Origin of the sequence: Algirhabdus cladophorae (assembly GCF_044772865.1) — a bacterium.
GTDB lineage: Bacteria > Pseudomonadota > Alphaproteobacteria > Rhodobacterales > Rhodobacteraceae > Algirhabdus > Algirhabdus cladophorae.
The window spans coordinates 3228231-3247113 of record NZ_CP173029.1 but is presented as its reverse complement, the minus strand read 5'-3'; the positions used below and the strand labels follow the sequence as shown (position 1 = coordinate 3247113).

Below are 18883 nucleotides of genomic sequence, written 5' to 3'. Positions count from 1 at the left end.
ATGGACATCGTTTCACAAAACAAATCTTTCGCAGGCTCCCAAGGCGTCTACACCCATGCGTCCAAGGTCTGCGCGGGGGATATGACTTTCGGCCTTTTCCTGCCGGAAGAAGCAAACGAAGGCCCCGTGCCGCTGCTGTGGTACTTATCCGGCCTGACCTGTACCCACGCCAACGCGATGGAAAAAGCAGGGGCGCAAGCCTGGTGTGCCGAACATGGGATAGCACTGGTTCTACCCGATACGTCCCCGCGCGGCGACAATGTTGCAAATGACGAGGCCTATGATCTGGGTCAGGGCGCCGGTTTTTACGTCAATGCCACACAGGACCCGTGGAAACCGCACTTTCAAATGTGGGATTATGTGGCCCACGAGCTGCCCGATCTGCTGGCCAATGAATTTGCGCTGGAAATGGATCGGCAAGCCATCACAGGCCATTCTATGGGCGGGCACGGTGCACTGACCCTTGCCATGGGACTGCCCGGTCGGTTCCGGTCGGTCAGTGCCTTTGCGCCCATTGCCAATCCAACAGCCAGTGACTGGGGCCGCAAACAGCTGAGCGCCTATTTGGGCGACGACGAAAGCCTTTGGGCCGCCCATGACGCCACTCTAATGATGCGCGAAAAGGGTTTTGATGGGCCTGTTTTGATTGACCAAGGGGCTGATGATAATTTCTGGGATCTGCTGCGCCCCGAAACCCTGGCTGAAGCCATGGTTGCGCGCAAACAAGACGGGCTGCACCGCGTCCAAAAGGGCTATGATCATTCCTATTACTTTATCTCCAGCCTGATGGAAGACCACGTCGCCTTCCACGCCGACGCGCTTTACGCATGATTTATGTGGATGCCGACGCATGTCCCGTAAAGGCCGAGGTGGAACGCGTGGGTACCCGCCACAAATTGCAAATATTCATCGTCAGTAATGGCGGTTTGCGCCCTTCCCCTAATCCGTTTGTCGAAACTGTGGTGGTACCAGAAGGCCCTGATGTGGCTGATCAATGGATCGCGGATCGCGCTAAGACGGGTGATGTGGTGGTGACAGGTGACATTCCTTTGGCAGCCAAATGTGTCGAAGCGGGCGCGCGGGTTCTTAAACACAACGGTGACGTGCTCAATACCGCCAACATCGGTCAGACCCTTGCCACGCGTGATCTGATGACAGACCTGCGCGCCGCAGATCCGTTTCGCCAAGGCGGGGGACGCCCCTTTTCCAAGGCAGACCGCTCGCAATTTCTGAACGCGTTGGAACAACAACTCCGCCTCGCTGCTAAAGACGCAACACTTTCCTAAAATCACACAAGCAAAAGCTGCATTTCGTAGACGTTTTGCAATTGTCCGGTAGTGTCCTCCTATAAAATTGGGGATTTATGCCGTGATGCCACCACGTGCTGTTGTTTTTGATATTGGAAATGTGCTGATCGAATGGCAGCCCGAGCGGCATTATGATGCCGTGATTGGTCCTGTGCGCCGTAAAGCTATGTTCGAAGCGGTGGATTTGCATGGCATGAACGACCGCGTTGATCGTGGCGCCCCGTTCAAAGAAACCATCTATGAGACCGCGCAATTGTACCCTGAGTGGCGCTCTGAAATTAGGATGTGGTACGACCAATGGATCCATATGGCGCAGCCTGCCATAGACCGTTCTGTGCGTTTGCTGCGCGCGCTGCGGTCTGAAGGCGTACCAGTTTTCGCCCTATCAAATTTCGGTATCGACAGCTTTGCCTACGCGCAAACGCAATACCAGTTTCTGAAGGAGTTCGACCGCAAGTATATCTCGGGCCACATGGCCACGGCGAAACCCGATGCCGAGATTTATCAAATGCTGGAGGAGGACACAGGCCTGAGCGGTGCAGACCTTCTGTTTGCCGATGACCGCGATGAAAACATCGACGCCGCTGTGGCCCGTGGGTGGCACGGACATCTGTTCCGGTCACCGCAGGGCTGGGCAGAATGCCTGATCGGTCACGGGTTGCTCACCTCGGATCAAGCCGCATGAGCGTGGATATCATTCCTTTTGAGGCCGAAACCTCACTGGATTGGATCGCCCTGACCCAAGCCATTGAGGCCGGTCATTCCCTGCCCAAAGCCAGTATAGATGACACGTTCTTGTATCGTGATCGCGATACATTGCTCAGCCGTTCGGCGTGGATTGATGGGCTTGGCGTGGCCGTGAAATCCGCCACTGTGTTTCCGCAAAATCGCGATGCGGGCCAGCCGATGATCAACGGGTCTGTCAGCCTTTTTTCAGACAGTGACGGCAGTTTGCAGGCCTATCTGGACTTTCATCTGGTCACCAAATGGAAGACTGCCGGGGATAGCCTTTTGGGCGCGCTAAAACTGGCGAGACCCGACAGCAAACGTATCCTTATCGTGGGGGCCGGCACAGTGGCACGATCTTTGCGGCAGGCCTATGGCGCGGGCTTTCCTCAGGCACGCTTCACGATTTGGAACCGCACTGCAGCCGGTGCAGAGGCCCTTCAGGCGGACTTCCCAGACATCGCAATTGCCACAGATCTACAACAGGCCGTCGCCGAGGCCGATATCATCACCTGTGCCACAATGAGCACCGAACCCGTCCTCAAAGGGGCGTGGCTGCGCCCGGGACAACACATCGATCTGATCGGGGCCTACCGTCCTGACATGCGCGAGACTGATGATGAAGCCTTGCAAAAGGCGCGGATATTTACTGACAGTTTTGACACGACTTTGGATCATATCGGCGAATTCAAACGCCCCCTTGCCAGTGGGGCGATCCAGCGCAGTGATGTTCTGGCCGATTACTATGATTTACCGAAATTCACCCGCCAATCCAACGACATCACCCTGTTCAAAAATGGCGGTGGTGCGCATCTGGATTTGATGGTCAGCAGCTATATCCTTGAGGCATGGCGCAAGGGCAGGGCCATCTGATGGTACTGGGTCTTGTTTTCCTTCTGCTGGTGATGGCGGTGGCTCCGGTGGTTCTGGAAATGCTGCGCCTGCCGATGAATGATGGTGCCCGCAAGGACGCCCCCGGTTTGGTGATAGATTTGCCCCAAGGACGCACGCATATTCGTTGGGATGGACCTGAGGATGGGCCTGTTTTAGTGGCCGTGCATGGGCTGACAACACCGTCCTTTGTATTCGATGCGATGATCCCGGGCCTTGTGGCGCAAGGCTACCGCGTGCTGCGCTATGATCACCTTGGGCGCGGGTTTTCCGACAGTTTTGAAGTGGCACAAACCGCTGCATTTTTCACAAATCACCTGAAGGCGCTTTTGGATCAGCAAGGTCTAGATCAGGATTTGACGCTATTGGGATATTCGATGGGCGGGTCTGTCGTCACAGCCTTTGCACAGGCCCACCCCAAGATGGTGCGACGTGTGATCCTGTTGGCCCCTGCGGGCATAGACTACCCGGAAACCAATGTGGCCAAATGTGCTCGCACGCTTCCTTTGGTGGGTGATTGGCTGATGGAAACTGTAGGCCGCTATACCCTACGCCGTGATTTGTTGAACCAGCGTCAGAACCGGATCGAAGTGGGCGGCGTCGTGGACAAACAACTTGATGAGTTTAAACGCCGCGGATATTTACGCGCTGTTTTGTCGTCAATGCGGGGCATTCTGGCGGACGAGCAGGAAGAGGCCCATCAGGATGTCAGTCGTCACGTGATCCCTTTGGTGGCGATTTGGGCCGATGGTGACACTGTGATTCCCGTCTCAGGTATGGCCAAGCTTGCCAAATGGAACCACCGTGCCCAACAGGACATCATCAAAGGAGCCGGTCACGATGTGGCTTATACGCATCCTGTGGAAGTCGTAGACGCCATTCGCAAACTCACCCGCTAAGCGGCGGCAGGCGCAGGTCGGTTTTCCTTAATTGGCAAATGGATGATGGCGCTAAAAGCTCCAACGCCGACACCAACCCACCAGACAATCTCGTAAGTGCCATAAAGGTCATACAGGCGGCCACCCAACCACACGCCTAAGAAGCTGCCCAACTGGTGGCTAAAGAACACGATCCCATAGAGCGTGCCCATATAGCGCAACCCATAGAGATGCGCGACAAGGCCTGATGTCAGTGGCACGGTCGCCAGCCAAAGGGATCCCATCCCGACAGAGAATAAGATCACTGTGGTTGGTGTCATCGGGGTCAGAATAAATGCCGCCGCAATGATGGTGCGCCCGGTATAAATCCCCGCCAAAAGGTATTTCTTGGAGTATCGGTTGCCGGCCCAACCGGCCAGTAATGTGCCAACGATATTCGCAGCCCCGATAAGTGCAATCGCCACAGCCCCAAGGGCCGATGTGGTCGTGATCCCCATTGAATGCAGCACACCGCCCGGCGCGATTGGCCCGCAAACCTCGGTAACAAAGGCAGGGAAGTGTGCCGTAATAAAGGCCAGTTGATAGCCGCAGGAAAAGAACCCCAGAAAAATCAGAGTGTAGCTGGGGTCCTTGAAGGCTTTGGTCAGAACCTGCCCAAATGTTTCTTCCAGTTGTGCCTTGTTGGCGGTTGCAGGGGCTTTGATCATCGGTAGCGTAAAGAGGGTCGCCAAGATAATCCCGGCGAAAACCACAAACACCGATTGCCATGGCATCAGCGTCAGCAGGTATTCGGCCAAGGGCGCCCCGATAATCTGACCTGCAGATCCCGCCGCAGTGGCAATGGCCATAGCCATGGACCGATTTTCGTCCGAGGCCGCACGGCCCACAACGGCTAAAATCACGCCAAAGCCTGTGCCTGCCACACCAAAGCCTACCAAAATCTCGTAAAACTGCATGGCTCCAGGCGTCATGGCATACGACGACAGAACCAAACCAGCCGCATATATCAGTGCGCCAAACACGATGGCCTTTCGATCGGTGAGGCGCTCGGCAATAGCCCCGAAAATAGGCTGGCCAATTCCCCAGGCGAGGTTCTGGATTGCGATTGCCATCGAGAACTCCGATCGCAGCCAGCCGAACTCTGCTGCAATTGGAATTTGGAACACGCCGAAACTGGCGCGAATGGCGAAAGAGGCCATGATGATGATGCAACCTGCAATCAAGACCGGTGTGATGAGAGGGGCGCGATGTTCCATGGTGCTACCTGTCTGCAAATAGCGGCCAGCGTCAATTCAAGATTTGTGATGTCCGACTTGCGCCACAACGCGCCGAACGCGTATGCAACTGCCATGACATTGACCGAGCTCTATCAATCCCGCGTAACCCAAGGCGATCTGACAGCGGATCCGGCCCAATCAGCCCTTGTGGCGCAGTTGAGCAGGGTGGCCGATGATTTGGCCAAGCCCCTGAAAACAGGCTGGTTCGCCAAGAAACCCGACCCCATCAAAGGGCTTTATGTTTGGGGCGGGGTCGGTCGCGGCAAATCGATGTTGATGGATATGTTCGTGGATTGCTTGGACGTTTCTGTGCGGCGGGTCCATTTTCATGCGTTCATGCAGGATATACACGCCCAAATGCACACAGCGCGCCAAGGCGGTGTCGATGACGCGCTCAAACCTGTGGCCGATGCTGTCATCGCCGATGTGCGCTGTCTTGCGTTCGATGAAATGCAAATCACTGACATTACCGATGCCATGATCGTTGGGCGGTTGTTTACCTTACTGCATGAGGGCGGCGTTGTGGTTGTGACCACTTCGAACCGTGTGCCCGATGACCTATACAAAGACGGGTTAAATCGCGCATTGTTCCTGCCTTTTATCGAACAACTCAAACAGCAAATGGTCGTTTGGGAAATGACCGAGGGTGCTGACTATCGCCAGAATCGCCTTGCGGGGTCAGACAGCTATTTCACACCGCTCAATTCTGCCAGTGCCGAGGCTTTTCGCGCAGTTTGGTCTGACCTGACGGAGGCCAGCCAGACTGCTCCGCTGGTCCTCAAAGTGCAGGGGCGCGACGTGGTTTTACCGCAGTTTCATAACAGTGTGGCGCGCGCTGAGTTTGGCGATCTATGCGGCAAACCTTTGGGGCCTGCGGACTATCTGGCGATTGCCCAAACGTGCAAAGTTTTGATGTTGGAGAACATCCCAACACTTGGGAGGCACAATTTCAACGAGGCCAAGCGCTTTGTCACATTGGTGGACGCGCTTTATGAGGCGCGCGTTCAATTGATCGCAACGGCTGCGGCTAAGCCTGAGATGCTCTATCTGGAAGGCGAGGGCAGTTTTGAGTTTGAACGCACGGCAAGCCGTCTGCGCGAGATGCAGTCGGACGATTGGCGATCAGCGGATCAGGCATAAAAAAACCGGACCCGAAGGTCCGGTAAGGTAAGCTGCTCGAAGCTTAGATCTTGCCTTTTTTTATTCTTAACTCGGGATGCGCAAACGCTGTCCGACCCTAATTTTATCTGGGCTGGTTAGAATGTCTGTGTTTGCTGCGAAAATCTTTTCGTAGAGGTTAGTTTTTCCGTAAAACTGCAACGCGATGTAGGCTAGACTGTCGCCGCTTTCGACGATGTAAAAGCGTTCACCGTTCACTTCTTGAGTGGTAGCAGCAGAGGCCGCAAAGGCGCGGCGCCGCATCTCACGCGCGGCTTCAACCGCTTCTGTGTCGCCGTTTTCCAAAGCATCTTGCACCAGTTGGAACAACAACGTGCGGCTGTCGATGCTGCCGTCTTGCAGGGCCAGTTCTTCTGGAACCTTGATTTGACCGCTCTGTGCAGCTTCCGCCAACATGCGCTCGATCTTGGCGGCAGTTTGCCCGGCGTTGCGCGAATTCAGCACGATACGCCCGACTTTTTCACCAGAACCGTCCGGGGCCTGAATATCATAAAGACCGGCCACGACGCCCTCAGTCAACATACGCATCTGGTTGCGCAGAACTAATGCTTCGGCCTCTTGTGCCAAGGCTTTCTTGCGCGCGGCCTCGTCGACCATCGCGGTGGTTTCGACGCTGGCTTCTGCTACGGCGGGTGCTGGCGCTGCTGCAGGTGCACTAAGGTCGGTGTTCGAGACAGCCAAAACGCTGTCTGCTGCACTGCGTGTCACCTGTTCGGTGTCATTGGATTGGCCAGTAAAGTCTGTCGCCGCTCCAGGTTCGGGATTTTCCAAAGTGGCAAATTGCAATGTGACCAAGGACCCGACCACAAAGGCAAAGGCCCCCACTGTCAGATAGGCATAAACCGCCGGTTTTTGTTCGGAAGAAGACGAATTAAATGTCATTGTGTTTGTTCCACAAAATTGAGGCCCAGTGATGCCCAAACCTGCATGCCGCCGCGGTAAAACCGCAGCTTTTCGGGCGGGTACCCGGCACTCAGCAGGTTTTCGATCAGTTTCAATGCCCGGCTGTCGCTTGGCCCTGCATCAAAAATAACCAAATCCATGGCATCGGAAAAATTCAAAATACCATCATATTCCCGCGCACCCAGCGCACTGAGAATTTGATTGCGATAGGGATTACCGTCTTCAACCGCTTGATGCGGCACGTTGACGGAAGTTGGCAAAAACCCGTCAGAACGCGCTGTTGGCAACCGCGCATCGATTAACAAACCAGTGCCTGCCTGCGTGTAATCAACCAAGAACTTGGTCACTTCCATCTCGCCGATTGTGGCCACGCCTGTACCCGCGCTGATCGGGGCAAGGCAGAGGCCCGAGCAACCGTCCTGAGTGACCGAGAACCGTGCGGCTTTGGCTTGATTGACACTGATCTGGCGCGAGATGCTCAGCTCTTGACCGTTGAACGAAAACGAGACCTGCTGCGCCTGCTGTGGCACTGCGTGTGTTGCTGAAAATGCAACCGCGAGGGTTGCTGCAGCTAAAATGCGTGACATTGTCCCTACCCCCATAGTGACGCTGTATATAGATACCGCAGGTGGCTACTGCGGAGCATACGAAATGTACCACCACATATAGTGTCAGAGTGATTCGCTCGTCAAAGCAAAAACGAATCACTTTGCAAATTAATTTTTGCGTGATTCGTTCAATCGGCGGAAAACTGATTCGAGACCACTGGGAAAGCTTTGATTTTTCAGGGGTATGGCCTGAAAAGACTAGGCGTTTTCCCGCAAGACGGCCCCGGCAAGGTAAAGCGAACCGTTGATCAAAATACGGGCATTTGGGGTGTCTTTGACAATTTGGGTAACAGCAGAGAGGGCATCATTCGCAACCCCTGATTGCATTCCTGCTTTTTCGGCTTCCAGTGCGGTTGTGCGGGCCGGAAGTGTGTTCGCCTCGTCAGGGATATCGATTGCGATCAACTGATCGGCGAGTTGCCCCAGTGGACGCAGGTACCCACCGATATCCTTGGTGTTCAGCATTCCACAAACCAAATGCAATGGGCGGGTAGGCAGATCTGCTAGGGCACTGGCAAGGGCTTGCCCGGCCGCTGGGTTGTGTCCGCCATCCAGCCAAATTTCAGCCTGTGGGCCCGCGGCGTCCACCAAAGGGCCAGAGGTCAGGCGCTGCAATCTGGCAGGCCAGCTGGCATTGGTCATTGCGGCTGTGCAAGCAGCCTCATCACATCCCAAATGACGCAGCGCGGCCAAGGCCATCCCTGCATTTTCGACCTGATGCGTCCCCAAGAGGGCCGGCATCGGTAGATCCAACAATCCGGTTTCATCTTGAAACACCAACCGCCCGCGTTCGGTCGTGACGTGCCAGTGCTGACCATAGGCCAGTACAGGCGCCCCCAGTCGTGCGGCCCGTGCCTCGATCACATCCAAAGCAGCGTCATGTTGTTTGCCGACCACACACGGAACCCCACGTTTCAGGATGCCGGCCTTTTCGCCTGCGATTTCGGGTAGCGTCTCGCCCAGAAATTGTTGGTGGTCCAAATCAATCGGGGTGATCACCGTAAGGGCTGGGCTGTTTACAACATTGGTGGCATCCAATCGCCCGCCCAGACCAACTTCGAGCAATGTAAAATCAGCCGGTGTGCGCGCAAAGGCCAGCAGGCCTGCGACTGTTGTGATCTCGAAATAGGTGATCGACTGCGCGCCATTAGCGGCATAGCATTCGTCCAAAACCGCGCTGAGCGCTGGTTCGGAAATCAGATCACCGGCCAGTCGGATCCGTTCATGAAACCGCGCCAAATGCGGTGAGGTGTAGGCGTGAACAGTCTTGCCTGCGCCCTCAAGACCGGCACGGATCATCGCCTGCGTGCTGCCTTTGCCATTGGTGCCTGCAAGGTGGATTACGGGCGGTAACTTTGTCTGGGGATTGTCCAAAGCAGCCAGCAACCGCCAAACGCGGTCAAGCGTCAGATCGATGATCTTTGGGTGCAAGGACATCATCCGCGATAGGATAACGTCCGAGGATTGCGCGGTCATTCTGTTGGCTCGGCCACTGTGGATTCTTGTGCAACAGCGGGGGCAGGAGGCGGCAAATCACCAGCAACAGCCGGGGGCATTTGCATCATCATGCGGATAATCTTGACCAATTCGTCACGCATATCGCCGCGATTGACCACCCGGTCCAACATCCCGTGTTCCAAAAGGTATTCCGCCCTCTGAAAGCCTTCAGGCAGCTTTTCGCCAATGGTTTGTTCGATCACCCGCGCACCGGCAAAGCCAATCAACGCGTTAGGTTCAGAAATATGCACATCGCCCAACATCGCATAAGAGGCGGTGACACCGCCGGTTGTCGGATGGGTCAGGACGACGATATAGGGCAGCCCTGCTTCCTTGAGCATTTGAACGGCCACTGTGCTGCGCGGCATTTGCATCAGCGACAGGATCCCCTCCTGCATTCGGGCGCCACCTGCCGCAGAAAACAAGATAAAAGGTCGGCCTAAATCAACGGCGCGTTGCGCGCCTGCGACAATCGCATTGCCGACATACATCCCCATGGACCCGCCCATAAAGCTGAAATCCTGCGCTGCCATGACCACTGGCGTGCGTCCGATTTCACCCTCAGCCACCAGCATCGCATCGCGTTCGCCAGTCTTTTTCTGGGCCGCTTTCATCCGCTCAGGATACCGTTTTTGATCGCGAAATTGCAGCGGGTCTGCGTTGGGTTCGGGCACGTCCACTTCGATAAACACGCCGCCATCAAACATTGATAAAAACCGATCGCGTGGCGTGATCCCCATGTGATGATTGCAATTTGTGCAGACGTTCAGATTATCGCTGAGTTCGCGATGAAACAGCATGGTTCCGCATTCGCTGCATTTTTGCCAAAGGTTTTCCGGCACTTCGCGGCGGGAAAAGATCGAATTGATCTTGGGGCGGACGTAATTTGAAATCCAGTTCATCGACAAGCCTTATGGTCAGTTGCATTCCAAATAATCAAGGCCGCGTGCAATTGCAATCAGCGGCGCAAAGCCAGCCGTGCGCCCAGCCACATGATCAGCATCATCACGGCCTCAAGGGGCAGCATGGCGCGGACCACTTCGGTGTCCGCCAGCGAGAATGGAAAGGAATAAAGCGAAAGCCCGGACAAATCCCCTTGGGCTGAAACGATCAATATGGCTGAGGCATTATTGAGCAGATGCAAGGCAATGGCGGGGCCAAGGGTGCCAGAACGCGCCGTGATATCTGCCAACATGATCCCGTAAAACACGGCCCACAACGCAATCAACCACGCATTTTCGCCCGCCGCAGCAGGATCATAATGCAGTGCGCCAAATATAACTGAGGGCACGATCATCCAGACCAAAGGCGATTTAAACCGGGCAGCCAATTGGCTTTGGAAATAACCGCGAAACAGGATTTCTTCGGCGCTGACTTGGATCAACAGCACCAACAGCGAAAGTGGCAGTAGCATCGCCCAAAGGCCTAGATCGAGGTTTGCACTCAGCTCGCCTTCGATCGGCGTGGGCAACAACAGCGACAGGCCGATCAAGACTGCGCCCAGACGCAAAACGATCCAAAAGTCATTCAAGGCCAGCGGGATCGGCCCAATCAGGCTAAGCGGCATCCGGCCTTGCAGCAAAAAAGCGGCCAAAACCGTGCCCAATGTCATAAAGGCAAAACTACTCAGGATCAGGATCAAATCAAAGGGTTCACGCCCCAGAAATGTGGCCTCGCCCAAATTTGGAAGAACCAGCGCCATCAGCCCAAAAAAGCCAAACAGCATGACGGCATAAAAAACACCAGCCAAGACTAGCCCGGCAATACTCCGCCACAGTTCGGGGCGTTCACGTGCGGGTCCTACAAGGTATTCGTGCCAATCATATCGCATGGCCTTTGAATGGGGCTGCAAAGCGGCTTGTGCAAGGGGCAGGGGTGACTTATTCCGGTTTCAACTGATTTTTAGGGGGACCCGCCATGCTCAAAGGCAAGCAAGACAAATCAAACCTACCCAGCCGTCACGTCACCGAAGGCCCATCGCGCGCGCCGCACCGGTCGTATTTTTACGCCATGGGCCTGAGTGAAGAAGAAATCGCACAACCTTTCGTCGGTGTGGCCACGTGCTGGAACGAAGCGGCCCCTTGTAACATCTCGCTCAACCGTCAGGCGCAGGCCGTGAAACTGGGCGTGAAATCTGCTGCTGGTACACCGCGCGAGTTCACGACGATCACCGTGACAGACGGGATCGCCATGGGCCATGAAGGCATGCGCTCCTCGCTGGCGTCGCGCGAGGCGATTGCGGACACCGTTGAGCTGACGATGCGCGGCCACTGCTATGACGCTTTGGTTGGTCTGGCGGGCTGTGATAAATCCCTGCCGGGGATGATGATGGCCATGGTGCGCCTCAACACACCGTCTGTCTTTATCTACGGCGGATCCATCCTACCGGGCCGTGCGCCAACTGGCGCGGATATACCTGCTGAATACGCGAACCGTGACCTGACGGTGCAAGATATGTTTGAGGCCGTAGGGCGTCACCAAGCAGGTGAATTATCCGACGGTGCGTTGGACGTGCTGGAACGTGTGGCCTGCCCATCTGCCGGTGCTTGCGGGGGCCAGTTTACAGCAAACACCATGGCCTGTGTCTCCGAAGCCATTGGTCTGGCATTGCCGCAATCTTCCGGTGCGCCTGCACCTTATGAATCCCGCGACCAGTATTCCGTGGCCTCTGGTGCGGCCGTGATGAACCTGCTTGAGAAAAACATCCGCGCCCGTGACGTGGTCACATTGGCATCCCTGCGCAACGCGGCCCGTGTTGTGGCCTGTACCGGTGGCTCGACTAACGCGGGTCTGCACTTGCCGGCGATTGCCCATGAGGCTGGCATCGAGTTTACCCTTGAGGACGTCTGCGACATCTTCCGCGACACGCCTTACTTTGTGGATCTGAAACCCGGTGGTCAATATGTTGCCAAAGACCTTTATGAGGCGGGCGGCGTGATGGTTGTGATGAAGGAACTGCGCAAAGCAGGCCTTATCGAAGAAGACTGCATGACCGCCACGGGCTATTCCATTGGCGAAGAGATTGATCGCATCAAAGGCGAAGCGGACGGCAAAGTGATCTATTCCATCGACACACCCTTGACGAAAACTGGTGGTGTTGTCGGCCTCAAAGGCAACTTGGCCCCTGACGGAGCGATTGTAAAAGTCGCAGGCATGGAAACCCAGCACCAACGCTTTGTCGGGCCGGCTCGTGTGTTTGAATGCGAAGAAGACGCGTTTGATGCCGTTCAAAAGCGCGAATACGAAGAAGGCGAAGTCCTTGTGATCCGCAACGAAGGCCCCGCTGGCGGCCCCGGTATGCGCGAGATGTTGGCAACCACGGCGGCCCTGTCTGGTCAAGGCATGGGCAAGAAAGTGGCCTTGATTACCGATGGCCGTTTCTCGGGTGCGACCCGTGGGTTCTGTGTGGGGCATGTTGGCCCGGAGGCCGCCCATTGTGGGCCCATCGCGCTGGTCGAAAACGGCGATATCATCACGCTGGACGCAATCAAAGGCGAGCTGAGTGTCGATGTCAGCGACGATGACATGGCGGCGCGTAAGGCTGCATGGTCTGGCCCGCGTGAGACGATTTATGCCTCTGGTGCGCTGTATAAATACGCAAAATTGGTCGGTCGTACTAAGTATGGCGCGGTGACCCATCCAGGGGGCGGCGACGAAGAAAAACACATCTATATGGACCTCTGACCGTTTTATGGTGCGTCGATGGTGTAAAGCGGTATTGGCCAGTTTGGCCTTGGGAATATTGGCAGGGTGCGGTGAAACGGCCCCTGCTGAGCTCATCCCGTTTTTGTCGGCGAAAGAAGCAGCCGCAGCCTCGTCTGGAACCGCGGCTGCGCCAGCCTTCAAAGACCGCTCGACCCAAGCCTTGGTCAAAACGCAACTGTCCCAAGGCGCGGTGGTTGTCAAAGGTCCTGACGGATATTGCATTGACAAAAAGGCGTTGCGTCGGGCGTCTGCATTCCTTGTGGCCTGTGCTGCGTTTTCAGACAAAGCCCCCAGCGTGCCCAGCGAAATCGGGGCTTTGCGTGTTGTTGTCGGCCCGCCTGCCCCCGATAGCCCCATGGATATCGCGGTGCTGCAAAGCTTTCTGACCTCTGAGGCAGGCCTGACGACCCTATCCCGCACACGGGATCCTAAGTCTGTTGCGATCCCCGCTACCCAAACTGATGAAACCGCCGCGTATTTCAGGGTGCTCGATGCAAGCCCGTCTGCTTTTGGCAAGCTCAACAGCACCGAATGGCGCGCGATTATGCGGCTCAACGGCCATCTGAGCCTTGTCGCGGTCAGTGGCTACGGCAAGATCCAGGTTACGGATGCTGACGGCCTGCGCCTGCTAAAGCGTTTTGTGGCAACACTTGCTGCTGAAAATGCTGGCATTGTTTCTGAAAAAGAAACAAAAAGCCCTCTCAATGCTTTATTGAAACGTGTAAGGGGGTGAATCAGTTAAGTTTTTTGGGCTAACCAAGAATCGAACTGAGCCGAACCCTAAACCAAAGGCAACGCGGGCATTCATGGCAGGACGTGTATCAAGCATAATGGATCGGCTGCTTTTTCGGCGCAGTTTGCGGCGATGGGGTCGCGATGCGCGTTTGGCGTCGGAAATGCCCTTGGCCACGTTGCGCCATGCGCGCAGCCATGCGCGGCAGTTGCGCGGAAGTCTAGACCGGTTGATTTATGAGGCTGACAGTCGCCTGACTTTGCCCCTTGTCGGGTCCAACGCTATGCGCCGTCCACCGGGGGCGGATTGGCTTTGGCGGCCCGAACTTTGGCGCGGCCCCTTGCCCCGTGTGGGGATGTCGTCCGTGCAAAGCAAAGCGACCTTTGGCCAAGAGGCTACTGTGTTTCACGATTGCCAAATCTCGGAATTGACCCTTCGGCAAACGCGCAATTCGCGTGATGCAGATCTAGCGCCTTTTGGGTTGCGAATGGATGTTTTCGGCTTTGACGGTTCGTTTTTGTCGCTGGTATTGAACCTGCCAAAGGACGCGTGCAAAGGCCTGACCAAAAGCCATCTGGTGCGGCTCGACTGCATTGTGGAAATGGAAAAACCGCTAGAAATCTTTGCCCGCCTAAATATCAAACACGGGCCGAATACTGAACAAATCGTGCGTGAATTGCCATTGCATGAAAGCGAAGTGATGGTCGAATTTGATCTCGCCTATACCAAGATGAATGAAAAGCGGATCGAACGGATGTGGGTCGATCTGATCTTTGAGGGGCCAGAGATGAACCAAATTGTCATGCGCGATCTGACGTTTAGCCGATCACCGCGCGCCGATCTTTGAGGCATAGAAGGGCTCTGTAATGACCAATTTTACACTGACCAAAACCCGCTTTCAGGAAGGCGTTTGGGAGGGACTGTTGTCCAGCGAGGGCAGCGCTACAGGTGTGCCCAAGCTGCGCGTGACCCATTTGGACCGGGTCGTGGACGAGGTCGAAGTGATCCCTAATGAAGGCGAATGGATCGTCAGGGTCCATGTGCCTGCCACAGCCATCGCCGATGGCGTCCATACAATTTTGGTCACCGATGCCTCATCTGACACGGTTCTCAACAGCCTGACGTTAATCTCTGGCAACCAGCTGGAGGAAGATATCCGCGCCGAGGTGGATCTGCTGCGGTCAGAACTGGACATGCTCAAACGGGCTTTCCGGCGCCATTGTCTGGAAACGATGTAGTCGGGGTGACGTCGCGTTTCGGGGTGACGCGAACGTAAGCTTTTGCTTTACTCTGGAAAGCTAGCGAAAGGCCCGTCAAATGTCCGAGTATTCTCATCTTCTTGCCCCGTTGGACCTTGGGTTCACCACGTTGAAAAACCGTGTGTTGATGGGGTCGATGCACACAGGTCTAGAGGAAACCAAGGATTGGAACCGCGTCGCGGAGTTCTATTCGGAACGGGCGCGCGGCGGTGTGGCCCTGATGGTCACGGGCGGCATGGCCCCCAACCGTGAAGGCGGTGTTTTCCCTGGTGCGGCTGGTCTTTTCAACGACGACGACATTGCCAACCATAAGATCGTGACGGACCGCGTGCACGAAAACGGCGGCAAGATTGCCATGCAAATCCTCCATGCAGGTCGCTATGCCTATTCGCCCGAATGCGTGGCCCCCTCTGCTATCAAAGCCCCGATTGCCCCGTTTCCGCCAAAGGAACTGGATGCGGATGGCATTGAAAAACAGATCGCCGATTTTGTCACCGCCGCCACCCGTGCCCAGCAGGCCGGTTATGACGGCGTCGAGATTATGGGCAGCGAAGGCTATTTCCTGAACCAGTTCCTTGTGCGTCACACCAACAAGCGCGACGATGAATGGGGTGGCGACTATGCCAACCGGATGCGCCTGCCCGTCGAAGTGGTCCGCCGCTGTCGCGAGGCTGTTGGCACAGATTTTATCATCATCTACCGCCTGTCGATGATCGATCTGGTGCCCAATGGATCGACCTTTGACGAAGTGATCACTTTGGCCAAAGCGGTCGAGGCCGCGGGTGCGACAATCATCAACACTGGCATCGGTTGGCACGAGGCGCGCATCCCAACGATTGCGACATCCGTGCCCCGTGCGGCGTTTTCGTGGGTCACGCAAAAACTGATGGGCCATGTGGGTATTCCGATCATCACGTCGAACCGGATCAACACGCCTGAGGTTGGCAATCAGGTGCTGGCTGATGGCTGTGCGGACATGATTTCCATGGCGCGCCCGTTCTTGGCTGATCCGCATTTTGTTGCCAAAGCGGAAGCTGGAAAAGCCGCGCAAATCGCGCCGTGCATTGCCTGTAACCAAGCCTGCTTGGATCACACATTTTCGGGCAAGATCAGCTCGTGTTTGGTCAATCCTCAGGCCTGCTATGAAACCGAACTCACAGTTGCGCCTACAACTGCACCAAAGTCGATTGCCGTCGTCGGTGCAGGCCCTGCTGGTCTGTCTACGGCTCTGACCGCGTCCCTGCGGGGACACAAGGTATCGCTGTTCGACAAAGCCTCCGAAATTGGCGGCCAATTGAACATGGCCAAGCAGGTGCCGGGTAAGGAAGAATTCTGGGGCTTGGTTGATTGGTACCGTGCGATGTTGGCCGATAGCGATGTGTCTGTGCATCTGGAAACTAAGGCCACGGCAGAGGCATTGGCAGATTTTGACGAAGTCATCGTGGCCACTGGTGTGAGTCCACGTGACCCGCAGATCGAGGGTCAAGATGGGCCTAACGTATTGTCCTACATAGATGTTTTGCGCGGCAAGGCTGACGTTGGCAAGCGCGTGGCGATTATTGGGGCCGGTGGCATTGGGTTCGATGTTGCGGAATTTCTGGCCAGCGATGGCACCTCAACCACCGAAGACCTTGAGGCATGGAAAGCCGAATGGGGCGTAGGTGATCCGGCGGAAACTCCGGGCGGTTTGGCCCCTTCAGGCCCGCAGCCGCATGCCGCCGCACGCAAGATTACTTTACTACAACGCAAGCCTGAAAAGGTTGGCAAACGCCTTGGTAAAACCACGGGTTGGATTCACCGCGCATCGTTAAAGATGGCTGGTGTGAAAATGGTGGCAGGTGTGAATTATGAGGCGATCACAGCCGAGGGGTTGCACGTCTCTGATGGCGAAGCGCGCGAAAATCCACGGGTGCTGGAGGTCGACACGATTGTCATGTGTGCAGGCCAAGTTCCGCAGCGTGGATTGGCCGATGCCCTAGAGGCCGCAGGCAAAACGCCCCATGTGATTGGTGGGGCCGATGTCGCCGCCGAATTGGATGCCAAACGTGCGATTGATCAGGGCACACGACTGGCGGCGTCCCTGTAAAAAAGGGGTGCCATACAGCGTATGGCAGGTGTATGGCTGGCGTATGGTACCACAGCCATACAGCCGAGGATTCAACATATGCCCCAACATCGCCTTTTGACCGAATTTGGCATGGGAAGTTCCCTGCGCCGCCAAGATTATACCGAAGCGGCTGTGCGCGCTTTGAAGGATGCGTTGTGGCACAACTCGATCAATCTGGCCGAACTTTTTGGGTTCGAGAAAGAACAGATGATCATCAAGGTTGAGATTGGCGTGCAGCAACCGGATCAGGTGGATGTTGAGGTGCTGAAAGCAGTGTTTCCTTACGGCCAACCGACAGTGCATGTGGTCAAAGGCGGCTTGGATATTCCGCGCCCCGTGGGCAATCCGACCGTGATGGCCAACGCAGCCCTGTCCGTGAGTTTTGATATGGAGCCGACCCAATGAGCGATCAGCGGTTTATCATCGAGATGGGTATGGGCAATGATCTGTATGGCATGGACTACACCAAGGCCGCGGCCCGGGCGATTGAGGACGCGATCCGCCATTCCTCGATCCCGATGTTCGAAGCGCTGGGTCTCAGCCATGACGAGATGCGCGTCCAAGTGACCATAGGCGTGCAGGACCCTGACAAAGTGGATTGCGCGGCTCTGGCCGAAAAGCTGCCCCGTGGCAGAGCGACGGTTCAGGCCACTTTAGGTGGACTGAATGTTCAGAATGATGAGACTGGCACGACCATTGTCATAGCTTCTGCAGCGGTCGAGGCGTTCCTGCCGAACATGGCGACTAAATTCAAAGCCAGCTGATATGTGCGCAAAGAAACAGCATGTGCGCTGTGAAGTGCCTGCGGCACCCCTTGTCTTGGCAGGTGTTTCAACCACTTATGATGTGAAATCATAAGGAGATATCTGATGAACTTGCTTGGCCTGTCTGGATCGTTACGCAGTGAATCCACCAATACCTTGCTGATCCGCGAAGCGGCGCGTTTGTTCCAGCCCGACAATTTTGTCGAGGCTGATTTGAACCTGCCACTGTATAGCGGCGACACCGAGGCCGAGGGGATCCCTGCGCCGGTGCAAACGCTGTCTGATCAAATTGCAGCGGCGGACGCTGTGATCGTCGCCACGCCGGAATACAACAAAGGCATTTCCGGCGTGATGAAGAATGCGCTGGATTGGGTCAGCCGGACCGAGGCGAAACCATGGGCTGGCAAGCCAGTGGCCATTATGTCGACTACAGCAGGCCGCACAGGTGGCGAGCGGGCACAAGCGATGTTGCGTTTATGTCTCCAGCCGTTCCAGCCTGTGTTGTTGCAGGGGCCGGATGTCTTGGTTGCGGCGAATTTTAAAGAGTTCAACGACGATGGGCAGCTGACGAATGAACAGTACCTGACCGCGCTGCAAACCCTGATGGATAAGCTAAAGGCCAGCGTCTAAGCGGCGTTCGATACCTCGATCAGGTTCCCATCGGGGTCGCGGATATAGACTGACATGATCGGCCCCATAGCACCTGTGCGTGCGATGGGGCCGTCCTCTATTTGAACACCAAGGTCGGAGAAATGGCTCTGCCAAGTGGCGAGAGGTGTTTCGGACAAAAAGCATAGGTCGGCTGAGCCTGCTACGGGGCGCGCTGCGTGGGGCCGATATTCTGATCCGGCTTGGTGCAGATTTATCTTTTGCGACCCAAAAACCAAAGCCGTGCGCAGAGTGCCATCTGCTGGGTGAAACTGCTCGGCCGTCATGCCGAAAACCTGCGTATAAAACGCCGAAGTCGCGTCGATATCTGCAACGGTCAAAACCAAATGATCAAGTTGGGTCACAGAGACTGACATGGGCAGGGTCCTTTGCTATACGCA

21 protein-coding genes are annotated in these 18883 nt (G+C 55.9%); 14 read left to right on the top strand and 7 right to left on the bottom strand.

Annotated elements, in window-relative coordinates; all coding sequences use genetic code 11:
* The 5 genes from fghA to ACIRQ6_RS15760 all read left to right on the top strand — a co-directional run bounded on the left by fghA (window position 1) and on the right by ACIRQ6_RS15760 (window position 3823).
* Window positions 1–831: an S-formylglutathione hydrolase gene (fghA, locus tag ACIRQ6_RS15780; RefSeq protein WP_420861555.1), complete on the top strand. Its 831-nt coding sequence runs from the start codon at window positions 1–3 to the stop codon at window positions 829–831.
* Complete coding sequence (locus tag ACIRQ6_RS15775; protein WP_420861554.1) at window positions 828–1286, top strand: YaiI/YqxD family protein; 459 nt, start codon at window positions 828–830, stop codon at window positions 1284–1286. The genes fghA and ACIRQ6_RS15775 overlap by 4 nt, the downstream gene beginning before the upstream one ends.
* Before the next feature lie 85 nt (window positions 1287–1371).
* Window positions 1372–1992 (top strand): HAD family hydrolase, encoded by a 621-nt coding sequence (locus ACIRQ6_RS15770; protein ID WP_420863922.1) that lies wholly within the window; start codon window positions 1372–1374, stop codon window positions 1990–1992.
* Window positions 1989–2906 (top strand): ornithine cyclodeaminase family protein, encoded by a 918-nt coding sequence (locus ACIRQ6_RS15765; RefSeq protein WP_420861553.1) that lies wholly within the window; start codon window positions 1989–1991, stop codon window positions 2904–2906. The genes ACIRQ6_RS15770 and ACIRQ6_RS15765 overlap by 4 nt, the downstream gene beginning before the upstream one ends.
* Window positions 2906–3823: an alpha/beta fold hydrolase gene (locus tag ACIRQ6_RS15760; RefSeq protein WP_420861552.1), complete on the top strand. Its 918-nt coding sequence runs from the start codon at window positions 2906–2908 to the stop codon at window positions 3821–3823. Before ACIRQ6_RS15765 ends, ACIRQ6_RS15760 begins: the two co-directional genes overlap by 1 nt.
* Here ACIRQ6_RS15760 and ACIRQ6_RS15755 read toward each other — a convergent pair.
* Window positions 3820–5058 carry an MFS transporter gene (locus tag ACIRQ6_RS15755; RefSeq protein ID WP_420861551.1) on the bottom strand — a complete coding sequence of 413 codons (1239 nt, stop codon included), beginning with the start codon at window positions 5056–5058 and terminating at the stop codon, window positions 3820–3822. The two genes, ACIRQ6_RS15760 and ACIRQ6_RS15755, sit on opposite strands and share 4 nt — an antisense overlap.
* A 93-nt stretch (window positions 5059–5151) precedes the next feature.
* Here ACIRQ6_RS15755 and zapE point away from each other — a divergent pair, with 93 nt between their 5' ends.
* Complete coding sequence (zapE, locus tag ACIRQ6_RS15750; RefSeq protein ID WP_420861550.1) at window positions 5152–6219, top strand: cell division protein ZapE; 1068 nt, start codon at window positions 5152–5154, stop codon at window positions 6217–6219.
* 66 nt (window positions 6220–6285) lie between these two features.
* Here zapE and ACIRQ6_RS15745 read toward each other — a convergent pair whose 3' ends face one another.
* The 5 genes from ACIRQ6_RS15745 to ACIRQ6_RS15725 form a co-directional block, all read right to left on the bottom strand.
* Window positions 6286–7140, bottom strand: coding sequence for a LysM peptidoglycan-binding domain-containing protein (locus tag ACIRQ6_RS15745; protein ID WP_420861549.1), 855 nt, complete (start codon window positions 7138–7140; stop codon window positions 6286–6288).
* A complete protein-coding gene (locus ACIRQ6_RS15740; RefSeq protein ID WP_420861548.1) occupies window positions 7137–7748 on the bottom strand; it encodes a rhodanese-like domain-containing protein in 612 nt (203 codons plus the stop codon). The genes ACIRQ6_RS15745 and ACIRQ6_RS15740 overlap by 4 nt, the downstream gene beginning before the upstream one ends.
* 219 nt (window positions 7749–7967) lie before the next feature.
* Complete coding sequence (locus ACIRQ6_RS15735) at window positions 7968–9245, bottom strand: bifunctional folylpolyglutamate synthase/dihydrofolate synthase (RefSeq protein WP_420861547.1); 1278 nt, start codon at window positions 9243–9245, stop codon at window positions 7968–7970.
* Entirely contained in the window at window positions 9242–10168 is a 927-nt protein-coding gene (accD, locus tag ACIRQ6_RS15730) for an acetyl-CoA carboxylase, carboxyltransferase subunit beta (RefSeq protein ID WP_420861546.1), read from the bottom strand. Before accD ends, ACIRQ6_RS15735 begins: the two co-directional genes overlap by 4 nt.
* Before the next feature lie 56 nt (window positions 10169–10224).
* A complete protein-coding gene (locus tag ACIRQ6_RS15725) occupies window positions 10225–11097 on the bottom strand; it encodes a CPBP family intramembrane glutamic endopeptidase (protein ID WP_420861545.1) in 873 nt (290 codons plus the stop codon).
* A gap of 86 nt (window positions 11098–11183) precedes the next feature.
* Here ACIRQ6_RS15725 and ilvD point away from each other — a divergent pair, with 86 nt between their 5' ends.
* The 8 genes from ilvD (at window position 11184) to ACIRQ6_RS15685 (ending at window position 18464) form a co-directional block, all read left to right on the top strand.
* Complete coding sequence (gene ilvD / locus ACIRQ6_RS15720; protein ID WP_420861544.1) at window positions 11184–12950, top strand: dihydroxy-acid dehydratase; 1767 nt, start codon at window positions 11184–11186, stop codon at window positions 12948–12950.
* 7 nt (window positions 12951–12957) lie between these two features.
* On the top strand, window positions 12958–13704 hold the full coding sequence (locus tag ACIRQ6_RS15715; protein ID WP_420861543.1) for a hypothetical protein: 747 nt from the start codon (window positions 12958–12960) through the stop codon (window positions 13702–13704).
* 73 nt (window positions 13705–13777) lie between these two features.
* On the top strand, window positions 13778–14551 hold the full coding sequence (locus ACIRQ6_RS15710; RefSeq protein WP_420861542.1) for a DUF6478 family protein: 774 nt from the start codon (window positions 13778–13780) through the stop codon (window positions 14549–14551).
* Between the two features lie 19 nt (window positions 14552–14570).
* A complete protein-coding gene (locus ACIRQ6_RS15705; protein ID WP_420861541.1) occupies window positions 14571–14942 on the top strand; it encodes a hypothetical protein in 372 nt (123 codons plus the stop codon).
* A 79-nt stretch (window positions 14943–15021) separates the two neighbouring features.
* A complete protein-coding gene (locus tag ACIRQ6_RS15700) occupies window positions 15022–17049 on the top strand; it encodes an FAD-dependent oxidoreductase (RefSeq protein ID WP_420861540.1) in 2028 nt (675 codons plus the stop codon).
* A 78-nt stretch (window positions 17050–17127) separates the two neighbouring features.
* Complete coding sequence (locus ACIRQ6_RS15695; protein ID WP_420861539.1) at window positions 17128–17475, top strand: Lin0512 family protein; 348 nt, start codon at window positions 17128–17130, stop codon at window positions 17473–17475.
* Window positions 17472–17834: a Lin0512 family protein gene (locus ACIRQ6_RS15690; RefSeq protein WP_420861538.1), complete on the top strand. Its 363-nt coding sequence runs from the start codon at window positions 17472–17474 to the stop codon at window positions 17832–17834. Before ACIRQ6_RS15695 ends, ACIRQ6_RS15690 begins: the two co-directional genes overlap by 4 nt.
* Before the next feature lie 105 nt (window positions 17835–17939).
* Window positions 17940–18464, top strand: a complete 525-nt coding sequence (locus tag ACIRQ6_RS15685; RefSeq protein WP_420861537.1) for an NADPH-dependent FMN reductase — start codon at window positions 17940–17942, stop codon at window positions 18462–18464.
* Here ACIRQ6_RS15685 and ACIRQ6_RS15680 read toward each other — a convergent pair.
* Window positions 18461–18859 carry a VOC family protein gene (locus ACIRQ6_RS15680; RefSeq protein ID WP_420861536.1) on the bottom strand — a complete coding sequence of 133 codons (399 nt, stop codon included), beginning with the start codon at window positions 18857–18859 and terminating at the stop codon, window positions 18461–18463. The two genes, ACIRQ6_RS15685 and ACIRQ6_RS15680, sit on opposite strands and share 4 nt — an antisense overlap.
* Window positions 18860–18883 lie beyond the last annotated feature (24 nt).

What these genes read in the sequence shown, in the direction of transcription:
- fghA (WP_420861555.1), top strand. Translation starts at nt 1, where the DNA reads ATGGACATCGTTTCACAAAACAAATCTTTCGCAGGCTCCCAAGGCGTC.
- ACIRQ6_RS15775 (WP_420861554.1), top strand. Translation starts at nt 828, where the DNA reads ATGATTTATGTGGATGCCGACGCATGTCCCGTAAAGGCCGAGGTGGAA.
- ACIRQ6_RS15770 (WP_420863922.1), top strand. Translation starts at nt 1,372, where the DNA reads ATGCCACCACGTGCTGTTGTTTTTGATATTGGAAATGTGCTGATCGAA.
- ACIRQ6_RS15765 (WP_420861553.1), top strand. Translation starts at nt 1,989, where the DNA reads ATGAGCGTGGATATCATTCCTTTTGAGGCCGAAACCTCACTGGATTGG.
- ACIRQ6_RS15760 (WP_420861552.1), top strand. Translation starts at nt 2,906, where the DNA reads ATGGTACTGGGTCTTGTTTTCCTTCTGCTGGTGATGGCGGTGGCTCCG.
- ACIRQ6_RS15755 (WP_420861551.1), bottom strand. Translation starts at nt 5,058, where the DNA reads ATGGAACATCGCGCCCCTCTCATCACACCGGTCTTGATTGCAGGTTGC.
- zapE (WP_420861550.1), top strand. Translation starts at nt 5,152, where the DNA reads ATGACATTGACCGAGCTCTATCAATCCCGCGTAACCCAAGGCGATCTG.
- ACIRQ6_RS15745 (WP_420861549.1), bottom strand. Translation starts at nt 7,140, where the DNA reads ATGACATTTAATTCGTCTTCTTCCGAACAAAAACCGGCGGTTTATGCC.
- ACIRQ6_RS15740 (WP_420861548.1), bottom strand. Translation starts at nt 7,748, where the DNA reads ATGTCACGCATTTTAGCTGCAGCAACCCTCGCGGTTGCATTTTCAGCA.
- ACIRQ6_RS15735 (WP_420861547.1), bottom strand. Translation starts at nt 9,245, where the DNA reads ATGACCGCGCAATCCTCGGACGTTATCCTATCGCGGATGATGTCCTTG.
- accD (WP_420861546.1), bottom strand. Translation starts at nt 10,168, where the DNA reads ATGAACTGGATTTCAAATTACGTCCGCCCCAAGATCAATTCGATCTTT.
- ACIRQ6_RS15725 (WP_420861545.1), bottom strand. Translation starts at nt 11,097, where the DNA reads ATGCGATATGATTGGCACGAATACCTTGTAGGACCCGCACGTGAACGC.
- ilvD (WP_420861544.1), top strand. Translation starts at nt 11,184, where the DNA reads ATGCTCAAAGGCAAGCAAGACAAATCAAACCTACCCAGCCGTCACGTC.
- ACIRQ6_RS15715 (WP_420861543.1), top strand. Translation starts at nt 12,958, where the DNA reads ATGGTGCGTCGATGGTGTAAAGCGGTATTGGCCAGTTTGGCCTTGGGA.
- ACIRQ6_RS15710 (WP_420861542.1), top strand. Translation starts at nt 13,778, where the DNA reads ATGGCAGGACGTGTATCAAGCATAATGGATCGGCTGCTTTTTCGGCGC.
- ACIRQ6_RS15705 (WP_420861541.1), top strand. Translation starts at nt 14,571, where the DNA reads ATGACCAATTTTACACTGACCAAAACCCGCTTTCAGGAAGGCGTTTGG.
- ACIRQ6_RS15700 (WP_420861540.1), top strand. Translation starts at nt 15,022, where the DNA reads ATGTCCGAGTATTCTCATCTTCTTGCCCCGTTGGACCTTGGGTTCACC.
- ACIRQ6_RS15695 (WP_420861539.1), top strand. Translation starts at nt 17,128, where the DNA reads ATGCCCCAACATCGCCTTTTGACCGAATTTGGCATGGGAAGTTCCCTG.
- ACIRQ6_RS15690 (WP_420861538.1), top strand. Translation starts at nt 17,472, where the DNA reads ATGAGCGATCAGCGGTTTATCATCGAGATGGGTATGGGCAATGATCTG.
- ACIRQ6_RS15685 (WP_420861537.1), top strand. Translation starts at nt 17,940, where the DNA reads ATGAACTTGCTTGGCCTGTCTGGATCGTTACGCAGTGAATCCACCAAT.
- ACIRQ6_RS15680 (WP_420861536.1), bottom strand. Translation starts at nt 18,859, where the DNA reads ATGTCAGTCTCTGTGACCCAACTTGATCATTTGGTTTTGACCGTTGCA.